The following is a 17,571-nucleotide window of genomic DNA, read 5'->3' on the forward strand; positions in this document are numbered from 1 at the left end:
CCGGGGCGGGCGCGCCCCGTGGCCGCCGTCGTCCGGGTTCAGTGCTTGAGGATCTTGGAGAGGAAGTCCTTGGCGCGGTCGCTGCGCGGGTCGGTGAAGAACTCCTCGGGGGTGCGGTCCTCGACGATGCGACCGTCGGCCATAAAGAGCACCCGGTTGGCGGCGGAGCGCGCGAAGCCCATCTCGTGCGTGACGACGACCATGGTCATGCCGTCGCGGGCCAGTTGCCGCATCACCTCCAGCACCTCGTTGATCATCTCCGGGTCGAGGGCGGAGGTGGGCTCGTCGAAGAGCAGGGCTTTGGGGTCCATGGCGAGGGCGCGGGCGATGGCCACGCGTTGCTGCTGGCCCCCGGAGAGCTGGGCGGGGTACTTGTCGGCCTGATCGGCGAGGCCCACCCGGTCGAGCAGTTCACGCGAGCGCCGGCCGGCCTCCTCCTTCGTGCGCCGGCGGACCTTCACCTGCCCGAGCGAGACGTTCTGCAGGACCGTCTTGTGGGCGAAGAGGTTGAACGACTGGAAGACCATGCCGACCTCGGAACGCAGCTCGGCCAGGCTCCTGCCCTCCTCGGGCAGCGGCCGTCCGTCGAGGGTGATGGTGCCGGACGCGATCGGCTCCAGCCGGTTGATCGCACGGCACAGCGTCGACTTCCCCGACCCCGACGGGCCGATCACCACGACCACCTCCCCCCTGCCGACGGTGAGGGAGACGTCGTGCAGGACATGCAGCTCCCCGAAGTACTTGTTGACGTCACGCAGCTCGATCAGCGGATCGACGGCCATGCGCAGCCCTACTCACTCTCAGCTGTGTCGTGGTCGCCGCAAACTAACCACATAAGGACGAGGTGAAGAAGCGACACGCATTTTGCGGCCATTAGCCGTATTTACCGCAGTCATGAAGTCGTTCCGCACAGCGCTCAGTGCTCGGCCACCTCGGCGTACAGCTGGGAGAGTTCCGGCGTTCCGGTCGCCGCCCACTCGAAGCCCGCCGCGACGACGTCGATCTCGCGCCCGGACGCCAGCCGGACGACCGCCTCCCCGCCGGGCGTGATCACCCAGGCGGCGCCGGGCACCGTGCGCACGACGACCGTCCCCAGATAGAGCCCCGCGTCGTGGCCGAACCAGGGCAGGTTCTCCTCGTCCTCGCGCCAGCGCGGCGGGAGCTGGTCGAGCTCCTCCAACGAGTCGGCGCTGTCGTCGAGTCCGATTCCCTCCCGGGCCGCGTGCGAGCGCAACACCTCGCATTCGGAGAGGAGTTCGGCGATCCCCTCGGGGTCCTCGGCCAGCACGGCCGCCCGGTGCTCCTTGCTCTTGTTGCCCAGGAAAGGGATGTTCATAAGCCCAGAGTGACACCGGCCCGGGCGTGCGCACCACAGGCGCGCGGGCCCGGGCCGCCCCGGCGCCTAGACGTCCAGGTCCACCACGACCGGGGCGTGGTCCGAGGCGCCCTTGCCCTTGCGCTCCTCACGGTCCACGTAGGCGTCCCCGACGGCCTTGGCGAACGGCTCGTTGCCGTACACCAGGTCGATGCGCATGCCGCGGTTCTTGGGGAAGCAGAGCTGGCGGTAGTCCCAGTAGGTGAACGGGTGGTCGTACTTCAGCGGGCGCGGGACGACGTCCGACAGGCCGGCCTCCCGCAGCGACGCCAGCGCCGCCCGCTCGGCCGGCGTGACATGGGTGGCGCCCTCGAAGGCCGCCACGTCGAAGACGTCGTCGTCGGTCGGGGCCACGTTGTAGTCGCCCAGCACCGCGAAGGGGCGGCTGCCCGCCGCGTCCCCCGCGACGGCGGCCCTGAGCGCCTCGAACCACCGCAGCTTGTAGGCGTAGTGCGGGTGGTCGACCTCGCGGCCGTTGGGCACGTAGACCGACCAGACGCGGACCGGACCGCAGGTCGCCGAGATCGCCCGGGGCTCCGGCGCCCCGTCGAACCCGGGATCGCCCGGCAGCCCCTTGACGACGTCCTCGACGCCCACCCGGGAGATCACCGCCACGCCGTTCCACCGGCCCGTGGCGTGCACCGCGGCCTCGTAGCCCAGTTCACGCAGCTGGTCGAACGGGAACTGCGCCTCGGCGACCTTGGCCTCCTGGAGGCACAGCACGTCGGTGCCGCTGCTCTCCAGCCAGGCCAGGAGCCTCGGCAGGCGGGCGGTGATCGAGTTCACGTTCCAGGTCGCGATGCGCATGCCTCACAACCTACCGGGCCCCACCGACACTCACAGGGCCGTGCTCTCCCCCGGGGCCAGCCGCAGGTGCTCCGCGCCGCCGAGGGCCCCGATCTGGTTGTCGTAGATCGGGCGGGCGAGGTCGGTGAGCATGGCGTCGTGGATGTCGTAGGCGCGCTGCGGCTTCACCTCGCGCACGTAGTCGATGACCTCGGAGATCTTGCTCCAGGGGGCCATGACCGGCAGCATCAGCGTCTCGACCGGCCGGTCGGGGACCGTCAGCGCGTCGCCGGGGTGGAAGACGCGGCCGCCGTCGACGAGATAGCCGACGTTGGTCACGCGCGGGATGTCCGGGTGGATCACGGCGTGCAGCTCGCCGTGGACCTGGACGTCGAACCCGGCGGCCGTGAACGTGTCGCCGTGTCCGACGGTGTGCACGCGGCCGGGGAAGGCGGCGGAGATCTTCCGCGCGACGGAGTCCAGCGTCCAGACCTCGACGGCCCGGTCGGTCTCCAGAGCGGTCCGCAGCCGCTCCTCGTCGAAGTGGTCGAGGTGCTCGTGCGTGACCAGGATCGCCTCGGCGCCGAGGGCCGCGTCCTGCTCGCTGAACGCGCCCGGATCGAGGACGAGGGTGCGCCCGTCCTTCTCGAGGCGGACGCAGGCGTGCGACTTCTTGGTGAGCTTCATGACTCCATCCTGCCCCCGGGCCGCGGCCGCCCGTCACTCGGTGGGCGTCGTCTCCTCCCGGATGACCTGCTGCGCCACCCGGAACGCGCTGTTCGCCGCGGGCATCCCGCAGTACACGGCAGCCTGGAGCAGGACCTCCTTGATCTCGTCCGGGGTGAGACCGTTGCGCAGCGCGGCCCGCGTGTGGGAGGCGAGCTCCTCCAGATGGCCGCCCGCGACCAGCGCGGTGAGCGTGACGCAGGAGCGCGAACGCCGGTCGAGGCCGGGACGGTCCCAGATCTCGCCCCAGGCGTAGCGGGTGGCGAACTCCTGGAAGTCGCCCGAGAAGTCGTCGGCCTCGGCCAGCGCCCGGTCGACATGGGCGTCGCCGAGGACCTCGCGGCGCACCTTCAGACCCGCGTCGTACGGGTCCGGGCGGCCAGGGGCCCGCGAGGGGTGCGGGGCCGGCGCCGGGGCGATCTCCGCGATGGCCTGCGGCTGGAGAGGCTGCTGCGTCTGCGGGGACTGCTGCGGCGGGTTCGGCAGCACTCGGACGGGGATGCCGGGGATCGCCGTCTGCCCGGTGCCGGAGTCGTAGGCGGGCTGCCAGGCGGTGGAGAAGTGCCGGACCAGCAGGTCGGTGACGGCCGCCGGCTGCTCCACCGGGACCAGGTGCGAGGCTCCGGGCACGACGGCGAGGCGGGCGTCCGGGATGCCGGCCACCAGGGTGCGCGCCTCGGCGGGCCCGGTGACCTGGTCGTCGGAACCGACGAGGACCAGGGTCGGCGCGCCGACGAGACCGATCTCCGCCCGCACGTCGAACGCCGCCAGCGCCTCGCAGGCCGCGATGTAGCAGCCGGGGTCGGTGGTGCGCACCATCTGCACGGCCCACTCCGTGATGGCGGGCTGCGCGGCCGCGAAGCCGCTGGTGAACCAACGGTCGGGCGAGGTGCGGGCGATGGGGTCGAGGCCGTTGGTGCGCACGATCACGCCCCGCTGACGGAACTCGTCGGCCGTGCCGAACCGCGGCGAGGCCGCGATCAGCGCGAGGGAGGCGACGCGTTCGGGATGGCGCAGGGCCAGCTCCACGCCCACCGCGCCGCCGAACGCGCAGCCCGCGTAGCCGAAGCGCTGCACCCCGAGCCCGTCGAGTGTGGCGAGCAGCCGCGCGGCGAGATCGGCGACCGAACCCGCCGGGTGGGCCGGGGCGCCGCCGTGGCCCGGCAGGTCGAAGCGGAACACCCGCCACTGCTGGGTCAGTTCGGGAACCTGGCGGTCCCACATGTGCCACGTGGTGCCCAGAGAGGGACCCAGGATCAGGACGGGAGCCTCTTCTGGCCCGTCAAAGCGGTATTGCAGGGTGTTCGACGGTGTCTCACTCACACCCCAGACCCTCTCACGTGTCACGGCCGCGATGGCAACGGGGGATCGACGCCCACCCTCCTGACCAGGCCGAAGACCGCGCGCACGGCACGGCGGCGCGCACAACGGACCTCGTCGCGGCGGGTGTTGCCCTCCCCGGGCGCCTCGCGGATCCCACGAGCCGGACCCCCCTTCGGGACGGCACCGCGCCACCGTGCCACCGATCCCGGCGCGACGGTGCGACTCGATCACTGCCGGACGGCTTCGTCCGAACCGGTGCTCAACCTGGCCCGGGCGGACCGGCGACGGGTCGACTCCCGCCTGCTCGTGACCGGCATTGACGCACCGCACGTCGGGGGCCGTGCCGGCCGGCCCGCCGTCCGAGGGGAGGCGGGTGGCCGGCCCCGCGTCCACCGCGGCGTGCGGCCGCCGCGTCACACCATGCCCCCGTTGGCGCGCAGGACCTGGCCGTTCACCCAGTGCCCGGCCGCGCTGGCGAGGAACGCGACCACCTCGGCGATGTCCTCGGGGGTGCCCAGCCGTTCCAGGGGCGGCGTCCGGGCGAGCCGCTCGATCTGCTCGGGCGTCTTGCCCTCGAGGAACAGGTCCGTGGCCGTGGGACCGGGGGCGACGGTGTTGACGGTGACGTCCCGTCCGCGCAGCTCGCGGGCGAGGATCAGCGTCATCGCCTCGACGGCCGCCTTGCTCGCCGCGTAAACGGCGTAGCCGGGGAACAGGGCGCCGACCACGGACGTCGAGAAGCCGACGAACGAACCGCCCGCGCGCAGCCGCCGGGCGGCCTGCCGGGCGACGACGAAGGCGCCGCGGACGTTGGTGCGGTGCACGGCGTCGAGGACGGCCAGGTCGAGGTCCGCGACGGGCGCGAGCGCCATCCGGCCGGCCGAGTTCACCACGACGTCCACGCCGCCGAACTCCGCCTGCGCCCGGTCGAACAGCGCGGCGACCTCCTCCTCGTCCGCGACGTCCGCCCGGACGGCGATCGCTCTCGCGCCGTCCGCGGTGATCGCCGCCACCGTCTCCTCGGCGGAGGCCGCGTCACGGGCGTAGTTCACCACGACGGCCAGGCCGTCCTGGGCGAGCCTGCGGGAGACCGCCCGGCCGATGCCGCGCGATCCGCCGGTGACGACGGCGACGCGCGCGTCCGCCGGAGCGTGGGAATTGATGGTCATGCCTCCACGATGCGCGGGTGCGGCCCGCGGAACCAGGGGATGCCGTCCCCTGGGTCGGCAGCCCGCCCGGACGCACAATGACAGACATGGGAGCTGCGAAGTACACCGAGCTGGGGGCCTTCCTGCGCTCACGGCGGGCCCGTATCCGTCCCGCCGACGTGGGGCTGCCGTCCGGCCCCCGGCGCCGGGTGCCCGGACTGCGCCGGGACGAGGTCGCGCAGCTCGCCGGAGCCTCCGTGGACTACTACAACGAACTCGAACGCGGCGCCGGGTCCCAGCCCTCCGAGCAGATGATCGCCGCGCTGGCGAGAGCGCTGCGGCTGACCGCCGACGAGCGCGACTACCTCTACCGCCTGGCGGACCGCCCGGTGCCCGTGCCCGGGTCGGCGGCCTCACATGTCCACCCCGGCATGCTCGACCTGCTCTCCCGTCTGACGTCGACACCCGCGCAGGTCATCACCGACCTGCACGTCACCCTCGTGCAGAACCCGCCGGCGGTGGCGCTGCTCGGGGACCAATCAGGGTTCCGGGGGCCCCGAGCCAGCTTCGTCCACCGGTGGTTCACCGAGCCCGACGCCCGGCGCCTGTATCCGGAAGCCGACCACGAGGGCCAGTCCCGCGCCTTCGTCGCCGACCTGCGGGCGGCCGCCGCCCGACGGCACGCCAAGGACACCGAGGCGGGCGCGATGATCGACTCGCTGCTCGCCGCCTCCCCGGAGTTCGCCGCCCTGTGGGCCGACCATGACGTCGCCTTCCGTCGCAACGACCGCAAGCGCCTCGTCCACCCGGTCCTCGGCCTGATCGAGGTCGACTGCCTCAACCTGTTCAGCGAGGACGGCCGGCAGCGGCTGCTCTGGTTCACCCCCGCCGTCGGCACGGACAGCGCCGGCGCCCTCGACCTCCTCTCCGTCCTGGGCACCCAGCAGATCTCCGAACCGACACCCTGAACCGGCGTGTCCGGCCGCTGAGCCGGCCGGTTTCCGAACCGTGATGCTGCCGGTCGCCGGCCTCCTCACCTGCGCGGTCGCACGCGGCGGCACGACCTGGACCCGCCCGTGTATACACACCGTGTATACACCGTGTGTAGAGTACGCGGCATGTCCATCGGTCACACCCTTTCAGGGCCCCTCGACGCCGGCCCGCACCACGGCCGCGACGTGGAGCGGGCCACCGCCGAGACGTCCGACCGGGCCGCCGCGCCGCGGCCGGGTCCTCTCGACGAGGTCCGCACTGCCGACAAGCACCCGCGCCGCACGCGGACCTTCACCCACCGCAGACGTGGCGGCGTCCTGGCGGATCGGCTGATCCGCGACCACGCCCCGTGCCCCCCGGAGGTCGGCCCGCGCCGCCCCGGACCGACCGCCGCCCGACCCGACCGACTCCGTGAGGCCGTGACCCGATGACGACTCCTCCCCCCGGCTCCCTGCTCGTCGCCGAGGACCTGCGCAAGGCCTACGGCCCGACCACGGCCCTCGACGGCGCCCACTTCTCCATCCGCCCCGGCGAGGTCGTCGCCGTCATGGGCCCGTCCGGCTCCGGGAAGTCGACGCTGCTGCACTGCCTCGCCGGCATCGTGCCGCCCGACTCCGGCTCGATCATGTACGACGGCCGCGACCTCGCCACGATGAGCGACGCCCGGCGCAGCGCGCTGCGCCGCTCGGAGTTCGGCTTCGTGTTCCAGTTCGGCCAGCTCGTGCCCGAACTGACCTGCGTGGAGAACGTCGCCCTTCCGCTGCGGCTCGACGGCGCCCCGCGCAAGCAGGCCGAGCGCACCGCCCTGGAGTGGATGAAGCGACTGGAGGTCGACGACCTCGGCAGGAAGCGGCCCGGCGAGGTCTCCGGAGGCCAGGGGCAGCGCGTCGCCGTGGCCCGCGCGCTGGTCACCGGACCGCGGCTGCTGTTCGCCGACGAACCCACCGGAGCACTCGACTCCGCCAACGGCGACCGGGTGATGGAGCTGCTCACCGAAGCGGCCCGCTCGGCCGACGCCGCCGTCGTCCTCGTCACCCACGAGACCCGGGTGGCCTCCTTCGCCGACCGTGAGATCGTCGTCCGCGACGGCAAGTCCCGGGACATGGAGCGCGCCATATGAACGTCCGCCAGTGGGCCAGGGATCTGGTCATGGGGGCCCGGTTCGCCGTCACCGGCGGACGCGAGGGCTGGATCCGCATGACGCTCACCGGCGTCGGCGTCGGCATCGGCGTGGCCCTGCTCCTGCTGTGCACCGCCCTGCCCAACGTGTTCGCCGCCCGGGGCAGGGTGGAGGAGGCCCGCTTCGACAACACGTTCGTGTCCTCCGACAAAGCCCCTCCCAAGGGAGACGGCACGTTCCTGATCGCCGACACCGACACCTCCTGGTACGACGACGACATCCGCGGCCGGCTCGTCGAACCCGAAGGCGCCCGGGCGCCCCTGCCCCCGGGGGTCGCGGCCTTCCCGGGCAAGGGCGAGATGGTCGTCTCCCCCGCGCTCGAGGACCTGCTCGCCTCGGACGGCGCCGAACTGCTGAGGCAACGGCTGCCCTACCGGATCACCGGCACGATCGGCGAGAGCGGGCTCATCGGCTCCCACGAACTGGCCTACTACGCGGGCGCCTCGGGGCTGAGGACCACGGACGCCTCCCCGGTGCACCGGCTGACCCGCTACGGCAGGCCGGACTCCTCGGGCACGGAGTCGGAGAAGAGCGACCCGGTGCTGCTCCTCATGATCCTGGTCGTGTTCGTGGTGCTGCTGACCCCGGTCGCCGTGTTCATCGCCGCGGCCGTCCGCTTCGGCGGCGAGCGCCGCGACCGTCGGCTGGCCGCGCTGCGCCTGGTCGGCTCGGACAGCCGCATGACCCGGCGGATCGCGGCCGGCGAGGCGCTCGCCGGCGCCCTGCTCGGCCTGGTCGTCGGCGCCGGCTTCTTCCTCCTCGGCCGTCAGACGCTGGGCTCCACCGAGGTGCTGGGCGTGAGCGTCTGGCCCAGCTACCTCGACCCCTCCCCCGTGCTGGCCGCGCTGGTCGCGGTGGCGGTCCCGGTCGCCGCCGTCCTCGTCACCCTGCTCGCGATGCGCGGCGTGGTGGTGGAACCGCTCGGCGTCGTGCGCGCGACCAGGCAGCGGCCCCGCCGACTGTGGTGGCGGCTGCTGCCGCCGCTGGCCGGCCTCGCGATGCTCTACCCACTGGTCGGCAAGGGCCGCGAGAACGGCGACTTCAACAAGTACCTCGTCATCGGCGGCGTCCTGCTGCTGCTGGTCGGGATCACCGCACTGCTCCCCTGGGTCGTGGAAGCGGTCGTCGTCCGCCTCGGCAGGGGCGCGCTGTCCTGGCAGCTCGCCGTGCGACGGCTGCAACTGAGCAGCGGAACCGCCGCGCGCATGGTCAACGGCATCGCCGTCGCCGTGGCCGGGGCCATCGCCCTTCAGATGCTGTTCACGGGAACGCAGAGCCAGTACGTCAAGGCCACCGGCCAGGACCCCGATCGGGTCCAGATGCAGGTCGACTTCAGCGACCGCAAGCCGCTGTCCGGCGTCGAGCGCGCCTTCTCCGGAACCAAGGGGGTCCGAGCCGCGGTGGCCCTGGCCATCTCGCAGTACGGCGACTCCCGCCGCGACCCCGAGAACACCAACGGTCTGACGGTGGGCGACTGCACCGCCCTGCGGGAACTCGCCGCGCTGCCCTCCTGCAAGGACGGCGACGTGTTCGTCACGCGCACGAGGAGCGGCTACACCGACCCCGACAACAGCGCCGAGATCGCCGTCGTGAAGCCCGGCCGACGGCTCTACATCGACCCCTCGTTCGGCGACTCCACCGAACGCGGCCTGGAGACGCCGTGGACCGTCCCGGCGAACGTGCGGGTGGTCGACGCGCGCAAGGACTCCCTGGGCGACTCCAACAGCCTGCTCGTCACCCCCGCCGCCCTGCCCGCCGCGGCCGCGCCCGCGCTGTACTCGGCCGGGGTCTACCTGCGTCTGGACCCGTCGGTGCCCGCGTCACGGGAGTACGTGCGCAACGTCGTCGCCCGCATCGACCCCCTGGCCCACACCTACGGCTGGTCGGCGACCGAGGAGGACGCCAAGTACGCCTCCATCCGCACCGGCCTGTTCGTCGGCTCCGCCTTCGTGCTGGCGCTGATCGGCGCGAGCCTGCTGGTCTCCCAGCTGGAGCAGCTGCGTGAGCGCAGGAAGCTGCTCTCCGCGCTGGTCGCCTTCGGCACCCGGCGCCGCACACTGAGCCTGTCGGTGCTGTGGCAGACGGCCCTCCCGGTAGGACTCGGCCTAGTCCTGGCGGCGACGGTGGGTGTCACCCTCGGCTCGGTGCTGCTGAAGATGACCCGCACACCGGTGGCCATGGACTGGTCGAGCGTCCTGACCATGACCGGGGTGGGCGCGGCGGTGGTCGCCGTGGTGACCCTGCTCAGCCTGCCGCCGCTGCTGCGGATGATGCGGCCGGAAGGCCTGCGCACGGAATAGCCCCCCCCGCCGCAGACCGACCACGGAACAGCCCGCCGCGTGACGGATGAGGGAGCTGCCCGTCGTGACGGGTGAGGGAGCTGCCCGCCCGTGTACCGGCTCGGCCCGCCACGCGGGCGGGCCGGTACGGCGGGTCAGAGCTCGTCCGGGCCGCCGAGGCCCGTGAGCGCGCCGACCGGGTCGGAGTCGGGGGTGCCTCTGGGCCACCAGTCGTCGTGGCCCGGTTCCGACTCGTACGCGTACCACAGCCCGTCCTGTCCGTAGCGCAGCTGGACGTGGCCGCGCGGGTGCGTGAGGTGGTTGCGGCGCGGGCGGAAGGCGGGGAGGTCGGCGGCGAGGAGCAGGGGGCGGGCCCGGTCGAAGCGGCCGGCCGGCGGGTCCCAGGACTCCTCCAGGACCGTCAGCCCGTCCGGCCCGCCCTGCCGCCAGGCGGCCACCGCGCGCGCCAGCTCGGCGGGAGTGCGGCCCGCGGCGGAGGCGAGGGAGGCGTAGAGCGAGCGGGTCGCGGCCGTGAGCCCGGAACCGGGACGCGACGCGGCGAGCCGTACGGCGTCCTGCCAGAGGGTCAGCCCCCCGATCTCGTCTCGGCCGGTGGTCAGCAGGGCGTGCGCCCGCGCCGCCGCGTCCGTCGCGAGGTGGTCCAGCGCGAAGGCGTCAGGGCCGTTCGGGGCGGACGGGTAGGCCGGGGGCTGCTCGGGGTGCGCCGGCGGGGGCAGCGGGTCGGGCAGGGGCGGCAGCCGGCGCTCGGCCAGCGCCTGCGCCGCCCTGACGCCCTCCAGGGGCTCCGGCTGCCGGTCCTGCTCCTGTGCGGCGCGCGCCGCACGGACGGCGTTGCGGCGGGACAACGCGTCGAGCACCTCGCGTTCCCCCCGGCCGCGCAGCAGGAGCAGCACGAAGGGATCCGCGTCGAGCAGACGCGCCGTCTGGTAGCAGAGGGCGGCCGCGTGCTTGCAGGGGTGACCGCGGTCGGGGCAGCTGCACTGCGGTTCGAGGTCGCCGGGGCCGGGCAGGAGCGGCACCCCGCAGTCGGCGAGGGACTCGGGCATCTCCTTGTCGAGCAGCGCCGCGATGTGTCCGGGGCGCTCGACGGCGGCGTCCAGGAAGCGCTCCCAGGCGTCGCCTCCCAAGGTGCGCAGCCGGACCTGCACCCGGTAGGGGCGGGGACGGCTGCCCTGCACGTACCCCAGCACCAGCCCCGGGGTGACCGTGATCGCGTCCACGTTCCCCTGCTCGGCGTAACCGCGCCCGCGGACCAGCCGCTTGGCGTCCAGGGCGCCCTCTTCGAGCGCGGCGACCCACGCGTTGCCCCACCAGGTCTCGGCGAAGGAGCCGCCGGTGCGGGGCGGGAACGGCGGGAAGGTGCGGCGGTGATCGCCGTCCCGTGACGGGGCGGCCATCGAGCGAGGCGCGCGGCCCGGCGCGCTTCCCCCGACGCCCGTCGGGGGCGTGCTCGTCGGGGGCGCGGTCGCCGAGGGCGGAGTCGAGGAGGACCGAGTCGGCGGGTCCTCGGAGTGCGAGCCGGAGGGCGGGTTCGGGGCCGCATCGGGGTGCGAGCCGGAGGGCCTCGCGGTCGGCGACGGCGCGGAATGCGCGCCCTCGGTCTTTGCGCCGACCGTGGTCGGCGAAGGCCCAGGCCGTGACGGCCCGCCCGGATCGGTGACGTGCGACTCCGAGGCCGCGGACGGTGCGTGCGGTTCCGCCGGCCGGGCGGGCGCGGGGGCTGCGGACCTCCACGAAAGCGCGGACCGGGCGGGGGCCCCAGGCGCGGTGTCCCGCGTGCTCGCCGGGCTCGGCGCACGGCCGGGCCCGGCCCCAGGGCTCGCGTCGGTGTCGGGGCCGGTCGGCTCGTCGGTGGGTTGGGCTGCCGATGGGTCCGCCGATCGGTCGGTCGGCGGGTCGATCGACTGGTCGGTCCATTCGTCGGACGGTTCGTCGGTGGGTTCGTCCGGCGGCATACGGAACGCGCCCGCGAGCAGGTCCCGCACCGCTCGCGCGCGTTCACCGGCCACCGGATCGGGGGTGCGGCCCTGGGGCCGTTCTCCCGGCATTCGGGGCTCGGGGCGGGACCGCTGCCCGGGACGGGTCCGGGAAGAGTCGCGCTCGCTCGCGCGCCCGCGCCCGGCCCGATCCCCCCTCTCCGCCGCCTCCGCCGCCCCGGCGGCGTCCCGCGTCTCCGTCACATCCCGCGTCCACGGCGTCTCCGGCGTCTCCGACGCCTCAGGCGAACCCTGCCGGGCCCGCGCGCGGGCCGCCCGCAGAGCCTCCCGGGCGACGTCCCCGGGGCGCGGCCCCGCCGGGACGCTCGGGTGGAACGAGGTGGACGCCGTGGACGCCGTGGACGCGGTGGGCGGGTCGCCCGCGCCCGGCGCGGTGAGCGGCGGCGAGGTGTACGCCGAGGCGGCGGCGGGAGGCCCGGCATCGGGGTCGCCGTCGGCGGAGGAGCCCTGCGCGGCCGAGGAGCCGGCCGGTTCGGTCGGCACGGCCGGCGTCGAAGGGGTGCCCGCGGTGCGTCGCAGGGCCGCGCGGACCGCGGCGGCGGGGCTCGCCTTGACGGCCGTGGGCGACCGGTCGGCGCGCGGCCCTCCGTTCGTCGGCGCGGGTCCGTCCGCCTCGCGCCCGCGCTCCCGGGCCGCCCTCAGCGCACGGCGCGCCTCGTCGGCAGGGCCGGCCCCCTCCTCCTGGCGCACCTGGTCGACACCGGACCCGCCCGCACCCGGCTCGCCCGCACCGGTCGCTTCGACGCCGGCGGCGCCAGGGCCGGGCGGATGGGCGGGGGACGGACCGTCGGGGGACGCGTCGGCGACGGGCACGTCGGCGACGGAGCCCGTTCGTGCCACCTCCGGTCGTGCCGCGGCCGCGCGTGCCGTGTCCGGCTCAGGTCGCTCGTTCCGGCCCTGCGCCATCACGCCTCCCTCCGCAGCCGGACGAGATCGGACAGTTCCCTGTCCGTGAGTTCGGTGAGGGCCGACTCGCCCGAGCCGAGGATCGCGTCGGCCAGGGCGCGCTTGGCCTGAAGCATCTCGGCGATGCGGTCCTCCACGGTGCCCTCGGTGATCAGGCGGTGGACCTGGACCGGCTGGGTCTGGCCGATGCGGTAGGCGCGGTCGGTGGCCTGTTCCTCCACCGCCGGGTTCCACCAGCGGTCGAAGTGGACGACGTGCCCCGCCCGGGTGAGGTTGAGGCCGGTGCCCGCGGCCTTCAGGGAGAGCACGAGGACCGGGGTCGCGCCGTCCTGGAAGCGGTCCACCATCCGCTCCCGTTCCGGCACCGGGGTGCCGCCGTGCAGCAGCTCGACCGGGACCGCGCGGGCGGCGAGGTGGGCGGTGATCAGACGGGCCATCCCGACGTACTGCGTGAAGACGAGGGCCGAGCCGTCCTCCGCGAGGAGGGTGTCCAGCAGTTCGTCCAGCAGGGCGAGCTTGCCGGAGCGGGCGGCCAGGGCGTCGCCGGTCGGGGCGGCGGCCTCCTTGAGGTAGAGCGCGGGATGGTCGCAGATCTGCTTGAGCGCGCCCAGGAGCTTCAGCACCAGGCCGCGCCGGGCGATGCCGTCCGCCGTCTCGATGGCCAGCAGGGACTCGCGCACGACGGCCTCGTACAGCGCCGCCTGTTCCCGGGTGAGGGGCACCGGGTGGTCCGTCTCGGTCTTGGGCGGCAGCTCCGGCACGATGCCCGGGTCGGACTTCCTGCGGCGCAGCAGGAACGGGCGCACCAGACGGGCGAGGCGCTCCACCGCCTCGTCGTCCTCGCCGTTCTCGACGGCGCGCGCGTGCCGGGCGCGGAAGGACTTCAGGGGACCGAGGAGGCCCGGGGTCGTCCAGTCGAGCAGGGCCCACAGTTCGGAGAGGTTGTTCTCCACGGGGGTGCCGGTCAGGGCCACGCGCGCGGGGGCGGAGATCGTGCGCAGCGCCTTCGCGGTCGCCGAGTACGGGTTCTTCACGTGCTGGGCCTCGTCCGCGACGACCATGCCCCAGGACCGGCCGGCGAGGGCGGGGGCCGCGGAGCGCATCGTGCCGTAGGTGGTGAGGACGAAGCCGCCCGGCAGGTCCGCCAGGCTCCGGTCGGGGCCGTGGAAGCGGCGCACGGGGACGCCGGGCGCGAACCGGTTGATCTCGCGCTGCCAGTTGCCCAGGAGCGAGGCCGGGCAGACCACGAGCGTCGGCTCGGTGCGGGCCCGTTCGAGGTGCAGGGCGATGACGGTGATCGTCTTGCCGAGGCCCATGTCGTCGGCGAGGCAGCCGCCGAGGCCGAGGGAGGTCATGAGGTCCAGCCAGGCCAGCCCGCGCAGCTGGTAGTCGCGGAGCGTGGCGTGGAGACCCGCGGGCGGCTCGGCCGGCCGCACCCCGGCGGTGAGGCGGTCGCGCAGGACGGCCAGGGCGCCGACGGGCACGACCTCGACGCTCTCGCCGTCGACCTCGGCGGTGCCGGTGAGAGCGACGGACAGGGCGTCCACCGGGTCGAGCAGGCCCAGTTCGCGCTTGCGGGCCTTGCGGACGAGCGCCGGGTCCACCAGGACCCACTGGTCGCGCAGGCGGACGACCGGGCGGTGCGCCTCGGCCAGCAGGTCCATCTCGGACTCGCTCAGCGGATCGCCGCCGAGAGCCAGCTGCCAGCGGAACTGCAGGAGCTCCTCGCTCTCGAAGAACCCGGTGCCGTCGGTCGCCGAGCCGGGCGCGGGCCGCACCACGGCGGCGGCGCTGAGGTCCTGCGCCAGGTCCCTCGGCCAGTGCACGGCGACGCCGGCCGCCGCGAGCCGGGTGGCCGCGACCCCGAGCAGGTCGTTCAGCTCGTCCTCGGACAGGGCCAGGACGTCCGGCGTGTCCTGTTCGGCGAGGCGGGCGAGGGGCGGCCAGACGCGGGCCGCCCTGCGGACGGCGAGCGCCGCGTCCACGCGCGCGCGTGCCCCGAAGGCGGCGTCGGCCTCCCCCGCCCACAGGGCGGCCGCGTCGGTCACCAGGGTGGGATCGGCGAGGCTGTGGACCTGGACGATCGCCGCGCCCGCGCCGCGCGAGCGCCCGTCGTCGCCGGCGTCGAACAGGTCGTACGCGGACAGGTCGAGGCGCAGCGAGATCCGCACGCCCGCGTCCATGCCGGCGGCGACCTCCGCGGCCCAGTCGTGGGCGCCCGGCAGGCGCTGGGGCCGGCGGTCGGCGAAGGGCTTGCCGCAGGCGTGCGGTGCGGCGGGGGTGCGGGGCAGGGTGTCCGCCACCGCGTCCAGGAAGGCGCGCATGAGCGCTTCCGGCTGCGGCAGCCGGAGCGCGCCGGCGCCGGGCAGCGGCACGGCGTGGCCCTCGGCGGGGAGCGCCGCGGCGACGGCGCGCAGGTGGGCGATGTCCTCCGGGTCGAGCGGGCCGGCCCGCCAGGCGTCGTGCCCCGTGGGCGTCAGGCCGGGCAGCAGCCGGCCCCGGGCGGTGAGCCGCAGCGCGTGCAGCGCGGCCGCGCCCCAGCAGGCGGTCGCCGGATGGGCGCGGGGGTCGCGGCGGGCGCGCACGAGCAGTGGGAGCGCCGCGTCGAGCGGCAGGGACAGGGCGGGGGTCTGCCGGCGACGGATCGAGGAGCCGTGTCGGCGCACCACGGTGAGTTCCGTGCGCTCCGCGTCGGCGGCCGCGGGCAGCGGGGCCTCCGCCGGGTCCCAGAACGCGACGCGGCCCTCGCGCGGGAGGGGGGCGGGCAGGAAGACGGCGGCGAGCCGGAGGCAGCCGGAGCCGGGCTCCGTCGGCGCGGCGCCGTCGAGCAGGGCGCTCATGCTGGGTGTCCACCTCCCGCCCGTGTGTCGGATCAGTCGTCTTCGACTCTACGGGCGGCCTCTGACAATCGGTCCCGGCGGCCGACCGCGACCGGACGGGTCGGGCCTGGTCGCGGGGGGCGGGCGGTCACGGGACGGTGCGCGAGACCACGTAGACGAAGGGGTAGGTCGCGTTGCCCGTGTTCACGACCACGTCCAGCGTCGGGTCGGGGTTCTTGCGGCCGCGGACGAGTCCGAGGTAGTCGCCGGGACGGGAGCCGGGTCCGGAGAACTTCCAGCCGGTGATCTCCTGGTCGCGGTCGCTGATGGCGATGTCGCCCTTCTTCAGGTCCGCGCGGCTGACGCCGATGTGTGTGAGGAACTCGTCGAGGCCCAGCTGGGTGGTCTGGAACTGGACGTAGAGCCGGCTGGTCTTCCAGTTGTTCGTCTCGTAGTAGGCGACCTGGTTCGAGGGATGCGGGATCGGCACCTGGTAGAGCCGGCGCTGGATCTTCGAGGGCCAGCCCTCGGTCAGACCGGTCGCCGAGTACTTCTCCTCCTTGTCCTTGCCGCTGTCGCGGCTCTGGTTGGCGGAGATCACCAGGTAGCCGGCGGGGACGCCGATGAGCAGCACGATGATCAGCAGGGTGATCGCTCTGCGGCGGATCACGTGCCGGCGGTCCTCCGGCGGGTGGGAGGGCTCGTCCGGGGACGCGGCCTGGCGGGGCAGCGAGGGTGTCATGCGAGGTCCGGGGTCGTACGGGGCGGTGCGGCGGTCAGGCCGGCGCCGGGGCTGGCGACAGGGCCGTCAGGCCGTGTCCTGGGTGCGGCGGGCCGCCTCGGTGAACCGTTCGAAGCGCTCGAAGCGCTCCACTCGGCGGCGCTTGGCGCGCCGGAACCGGCGGGCGACCAGACGGGCCAGGTCGGCGGCCCCGACCATGCCGGCCTCGGGGCCGAGCTGGGCGCGCACGATCCGGGCCTCGGGACGGTAGCCGCGGCCGGTGAGCTGCCGCTTGAAGGCGTCGCGCGCGGGGCTGATCAGGAGGTCGTCGGCGGCCGAGACGCCGCCGCCGATCACGAAGCAGGACGGGTCGAGCGCGGCGGCCAGGTTGGCGATGCCGACGCCGAGCCACTGCCCGATGTCCTGGAGGAGCTCGATGCACATGGCGTCGCCCTCGCGGGCCAGCTCGGTGATCATCGGGCCGGTGATGTCGCCGATGTTGCCCTTGACGTGCTCGATGATCCCGTAGGCCACCGGCGAGTCGGCGGCGGCCAGCTCGCGGGCCTCCCTGACCAGGGCGTTGCCGGAGCTGTACTGCTCCCAGCAGCCCCGGTTGCCGCACGGGCAGCGGTGGCCGCCGGGCACGACCTGCATATGGCCGAACTCGCCGGCGACGCCGTACTTGCCGCGCTTGACCTGGCCGTCCTCCAGGATGGCGCCGCCGATGCCGGTGCCGAGGGTGATCATGACGAGGTGGTCCTCGCCGCGTCCCGCGCCGAAGCGCCATTCCGCCCAGGCGGCGGTGTTGGCGTCGTTGTCCACCAGGACGGGCACCGACAGGCGGCCGGAGAGCCGGTCGCGCAGCGGCTCGTTGCGCCAGGACAGGTGGGGGGCGAACAGGACGCGGTTGCGGTCGGCGTCGACCCAGCCGGCCGCGCCGATGCCCACGGCGTGCACGTCGTGCCGGTCGGACAGGTCCAGGACGAGCTCGGCGATGGTGTCCTCGACGACCTTCGGGCTCTTGGACTTGTCCGGGGTCTCCGTGCGGAGCTTCTCCAGGATGTTGCCGTCGGCGTCGACGACCCCCGCCATCACCTTGGTGCCGCCGATGTCGATGCCGACGGTCGGCACACGGGGCGCGGTGAGGTGCGAGCGGCGCTCCCTCGTGCCCACCGTGCGAAGTGCGGGTGCGCGGCGGGAGCCGATGGGGGCGCTGAAGTTGCCGTAGGTGCTCATCGTCGCCGATTCTGCCTCACCGGGGTGCCGGGTGCCGAGCGGGGCGGCGCGCACGCGACGA

General features: G+C 74.3%; 14 protein-coding genes. 4 read left to right on the forward strand and 10 right to left on the reverse strand.

Annotated elements, in window-relative coordinates:
* Positions 1-38: 38 nt before the first annotated feature.
* The 6 genes from KMS84_RS13200 to KMS84_RS13225 form a co-directional block, all read right to left on the reverse strand.
* The gene (locus KMS84_RS13200) at positions 39-782 is read right to left on the reverse strand and encodes an amino acid ABC transporter ATP-binding protein (protein ID WP_256916376.1); all 744 of its coding nucleotides are present in this window, start codon (positions 780-782) and stop codon (positions 39-41) included.
* 134 nt (positions 783-916) lie between these two features.
* The gene (locus KMS84_RS13205; protein ID WP_256916377.1) at positions 917-1,336 is read right to left on the reverse strand and encodes a DUF6278 family protein; all 420 of its coding nucleotides are present in this window, start codon (positions 1,334-1,336) and stop codon (positions 917-919) included.
* 66 nt (positions 1,337-1,402) lie between these two features.
* On the reverse strand, positions 1,403-2,182 hold the full coding sequence (locus KMS84_RS13210) for an exodeoxyribonuclease III (RefSeq protein WP_256916378.1): 780 nt from the start codon (positions 2,180-2,182) through the stop codon (positions 1,403-1,405).
* A gap of 30 nt (positions 2,183-2,212) precedes the next feature.
* Complete coding sequence (locus tag KMS84_RS13215; RefSeq protein ID WP_256916379.1) at positions 2,213-2,848, reverse strand: MBL fold metallo-hydrolase; 636 nt, start codon at positions 2,846-2,848, stop codon at positions 2,213-2,215.
* Between the two features lie 33 nt (positions 2,849-2,881).
* Entirely contained in the window at positions 2,882-4,210 is a 1,329-nt protein-coding gene (gene pcaDC, locus KMS84_RS13220) for a bifunctional 3-oxoadipate enol-lactonase/4-carboxymuconolactone decarboxylase PcaDC (RefSeq protein WP_256916380.1), read from the reverse strand.
* A gap of 413 nt (positions 4,211-4,623) precedes the next feature.
* Positions 4,624-5,379, reverse strand: a complete 756-nt coding sequence (locus KMS84_RS13225; protein ID WP_256916381.1) for an SDR family oxidoreductase — start codon at positions 5,377-5,379, stop codon at positions 4,624-4,626.
* Positions 5,380-5,456: 77 nt separating this feature from the next.
* Here KMS84_RS13225 and KMS84_RS13230 point away from each other — a divergent pair, with 77 nt between their 5' ends.
* The 4 genes from KMS84_RS13230 to KMS84_RS13245 all read left to right on the forward strand — a co-directional run bounded on the left by KMS84_RS13230 (position 5,457) and on the right by KMS84_RS13245 (position 9,831).
* On the forward strand, positions 5,457-6,326 hold the full coding sequence (locus KMS84_RS13230; RefSeq protein ID WP_438818926.1) for a helix-turn-helix transcriptional regulator: 870 nt from the start codon (positions 5,457-5,459) through the stop codon (positions 6,324-6,326).
* Positions 6,327-6,476: 150 nt separating this feature from the next.
* Positions 6,477-6,782, forward strand: coding sequence for a hypothetical protein (locus KMS84_RS13235; protein WP_256916383.1), 306 nt, complete (start codon positions 6,477-6,479; stop codon positions 6,780-6,782).
* On the forward strand, positions 6,779-7,471 hold the full coding sequence (locus KMS84_RS13240; RefSeq protein ID WP_256916384.1) for an ABC transporter ATP-binding protein: 693 nt from the start codon (positions 6,779-6,781) through the stop codon (positions 7,469-7,471). The genes KMS84_RS13235 and KMS84_RS13240 overlap by 4 nt, the downstream gene beginning before the upstream one ends.
* Entirely contained in the window at positions 7,468-9,831 is a 2,364-nt protein-coding gene (locus tag KMS84_RS13245; protein WP_256916385.1) for an ABC transporter permease, read from the forward strand. Before KMS84_RS13240 ends, KMS84_RS13245 begins: the two co-directional genes overlap by 4 nt.
* A gap of 134 nt (positions 9,832-9,965) precedes the next feature.
* On the opposite strand, the gene KMS84_RS13250 is transcribed toward KMS84_RS13245, so the two are convergent.
* The 4 genes from KMS84_RS13250 to KMS84_RS13265 all read right to left on the reverse strand — a co-directional run bounded on the left by KMS84_RS13250 (position 9,966) and on the right by KMS84_RS13265 (position 17,510).
* The gene (locus KMS84_RS13250) at positions 9,966-11,786 is read right to left on the reverse strand and encodes an SWIM zinc finger family protein (RefSeq protein WP_438818928.1); all 1,821 of its coding nucleotides are present in this window, start codon (positions 11,784-11,786) and stop codon (positions 9,966-9,968) included.
* 947 nt (positions 11,787-12,733) lie between these two features.
* On the reverse strand, positions 12,734-15,574 hold the full coding sequence (locus KMS84_RS13255) for an SCO1167/SCO6262 family helicase (protein WP_256916386.1): 2,841 nt from the start codon (positions 15,572-15,574) through the stop codon (positions 12,734-12,736).
* 127 nt (positions 15,575-15,701) lie between these two features.
* Entirely contained in the window at positions 15,702-16,295 is a 594-nt protein-coding gene (locus KMS84_RS13260) for a sugar kinase (protein ID WP_256916387.1), read from the reverse strand.
* A 66-nt stretch (positions 16,296-16,361) separates the two neighbouring features.
* Positions 16,362-17,510: an ROK family glucokinase gene (locus KMS84_RS13265; RefSeq protein ID WP_190147474.1), complete on the reverse strand. Its 1,149-nt coding sequence runs from the start codon at positions 17,508-17,510 to the stop codon at positions 16,362-16,364.
* Between the last annotated feature and the right edge of the window lie 61 nt (positions 17,511-17,571).

This window comes from Streptomyces hilarionis (genome assembly GCF_024539675.1).
Lineage (GTDB): Bacteria > Actinomycetota > Actinomycetes > Streptomycetales > Streptomycetaceae > Streptomyces > Streptomyces hilarionis.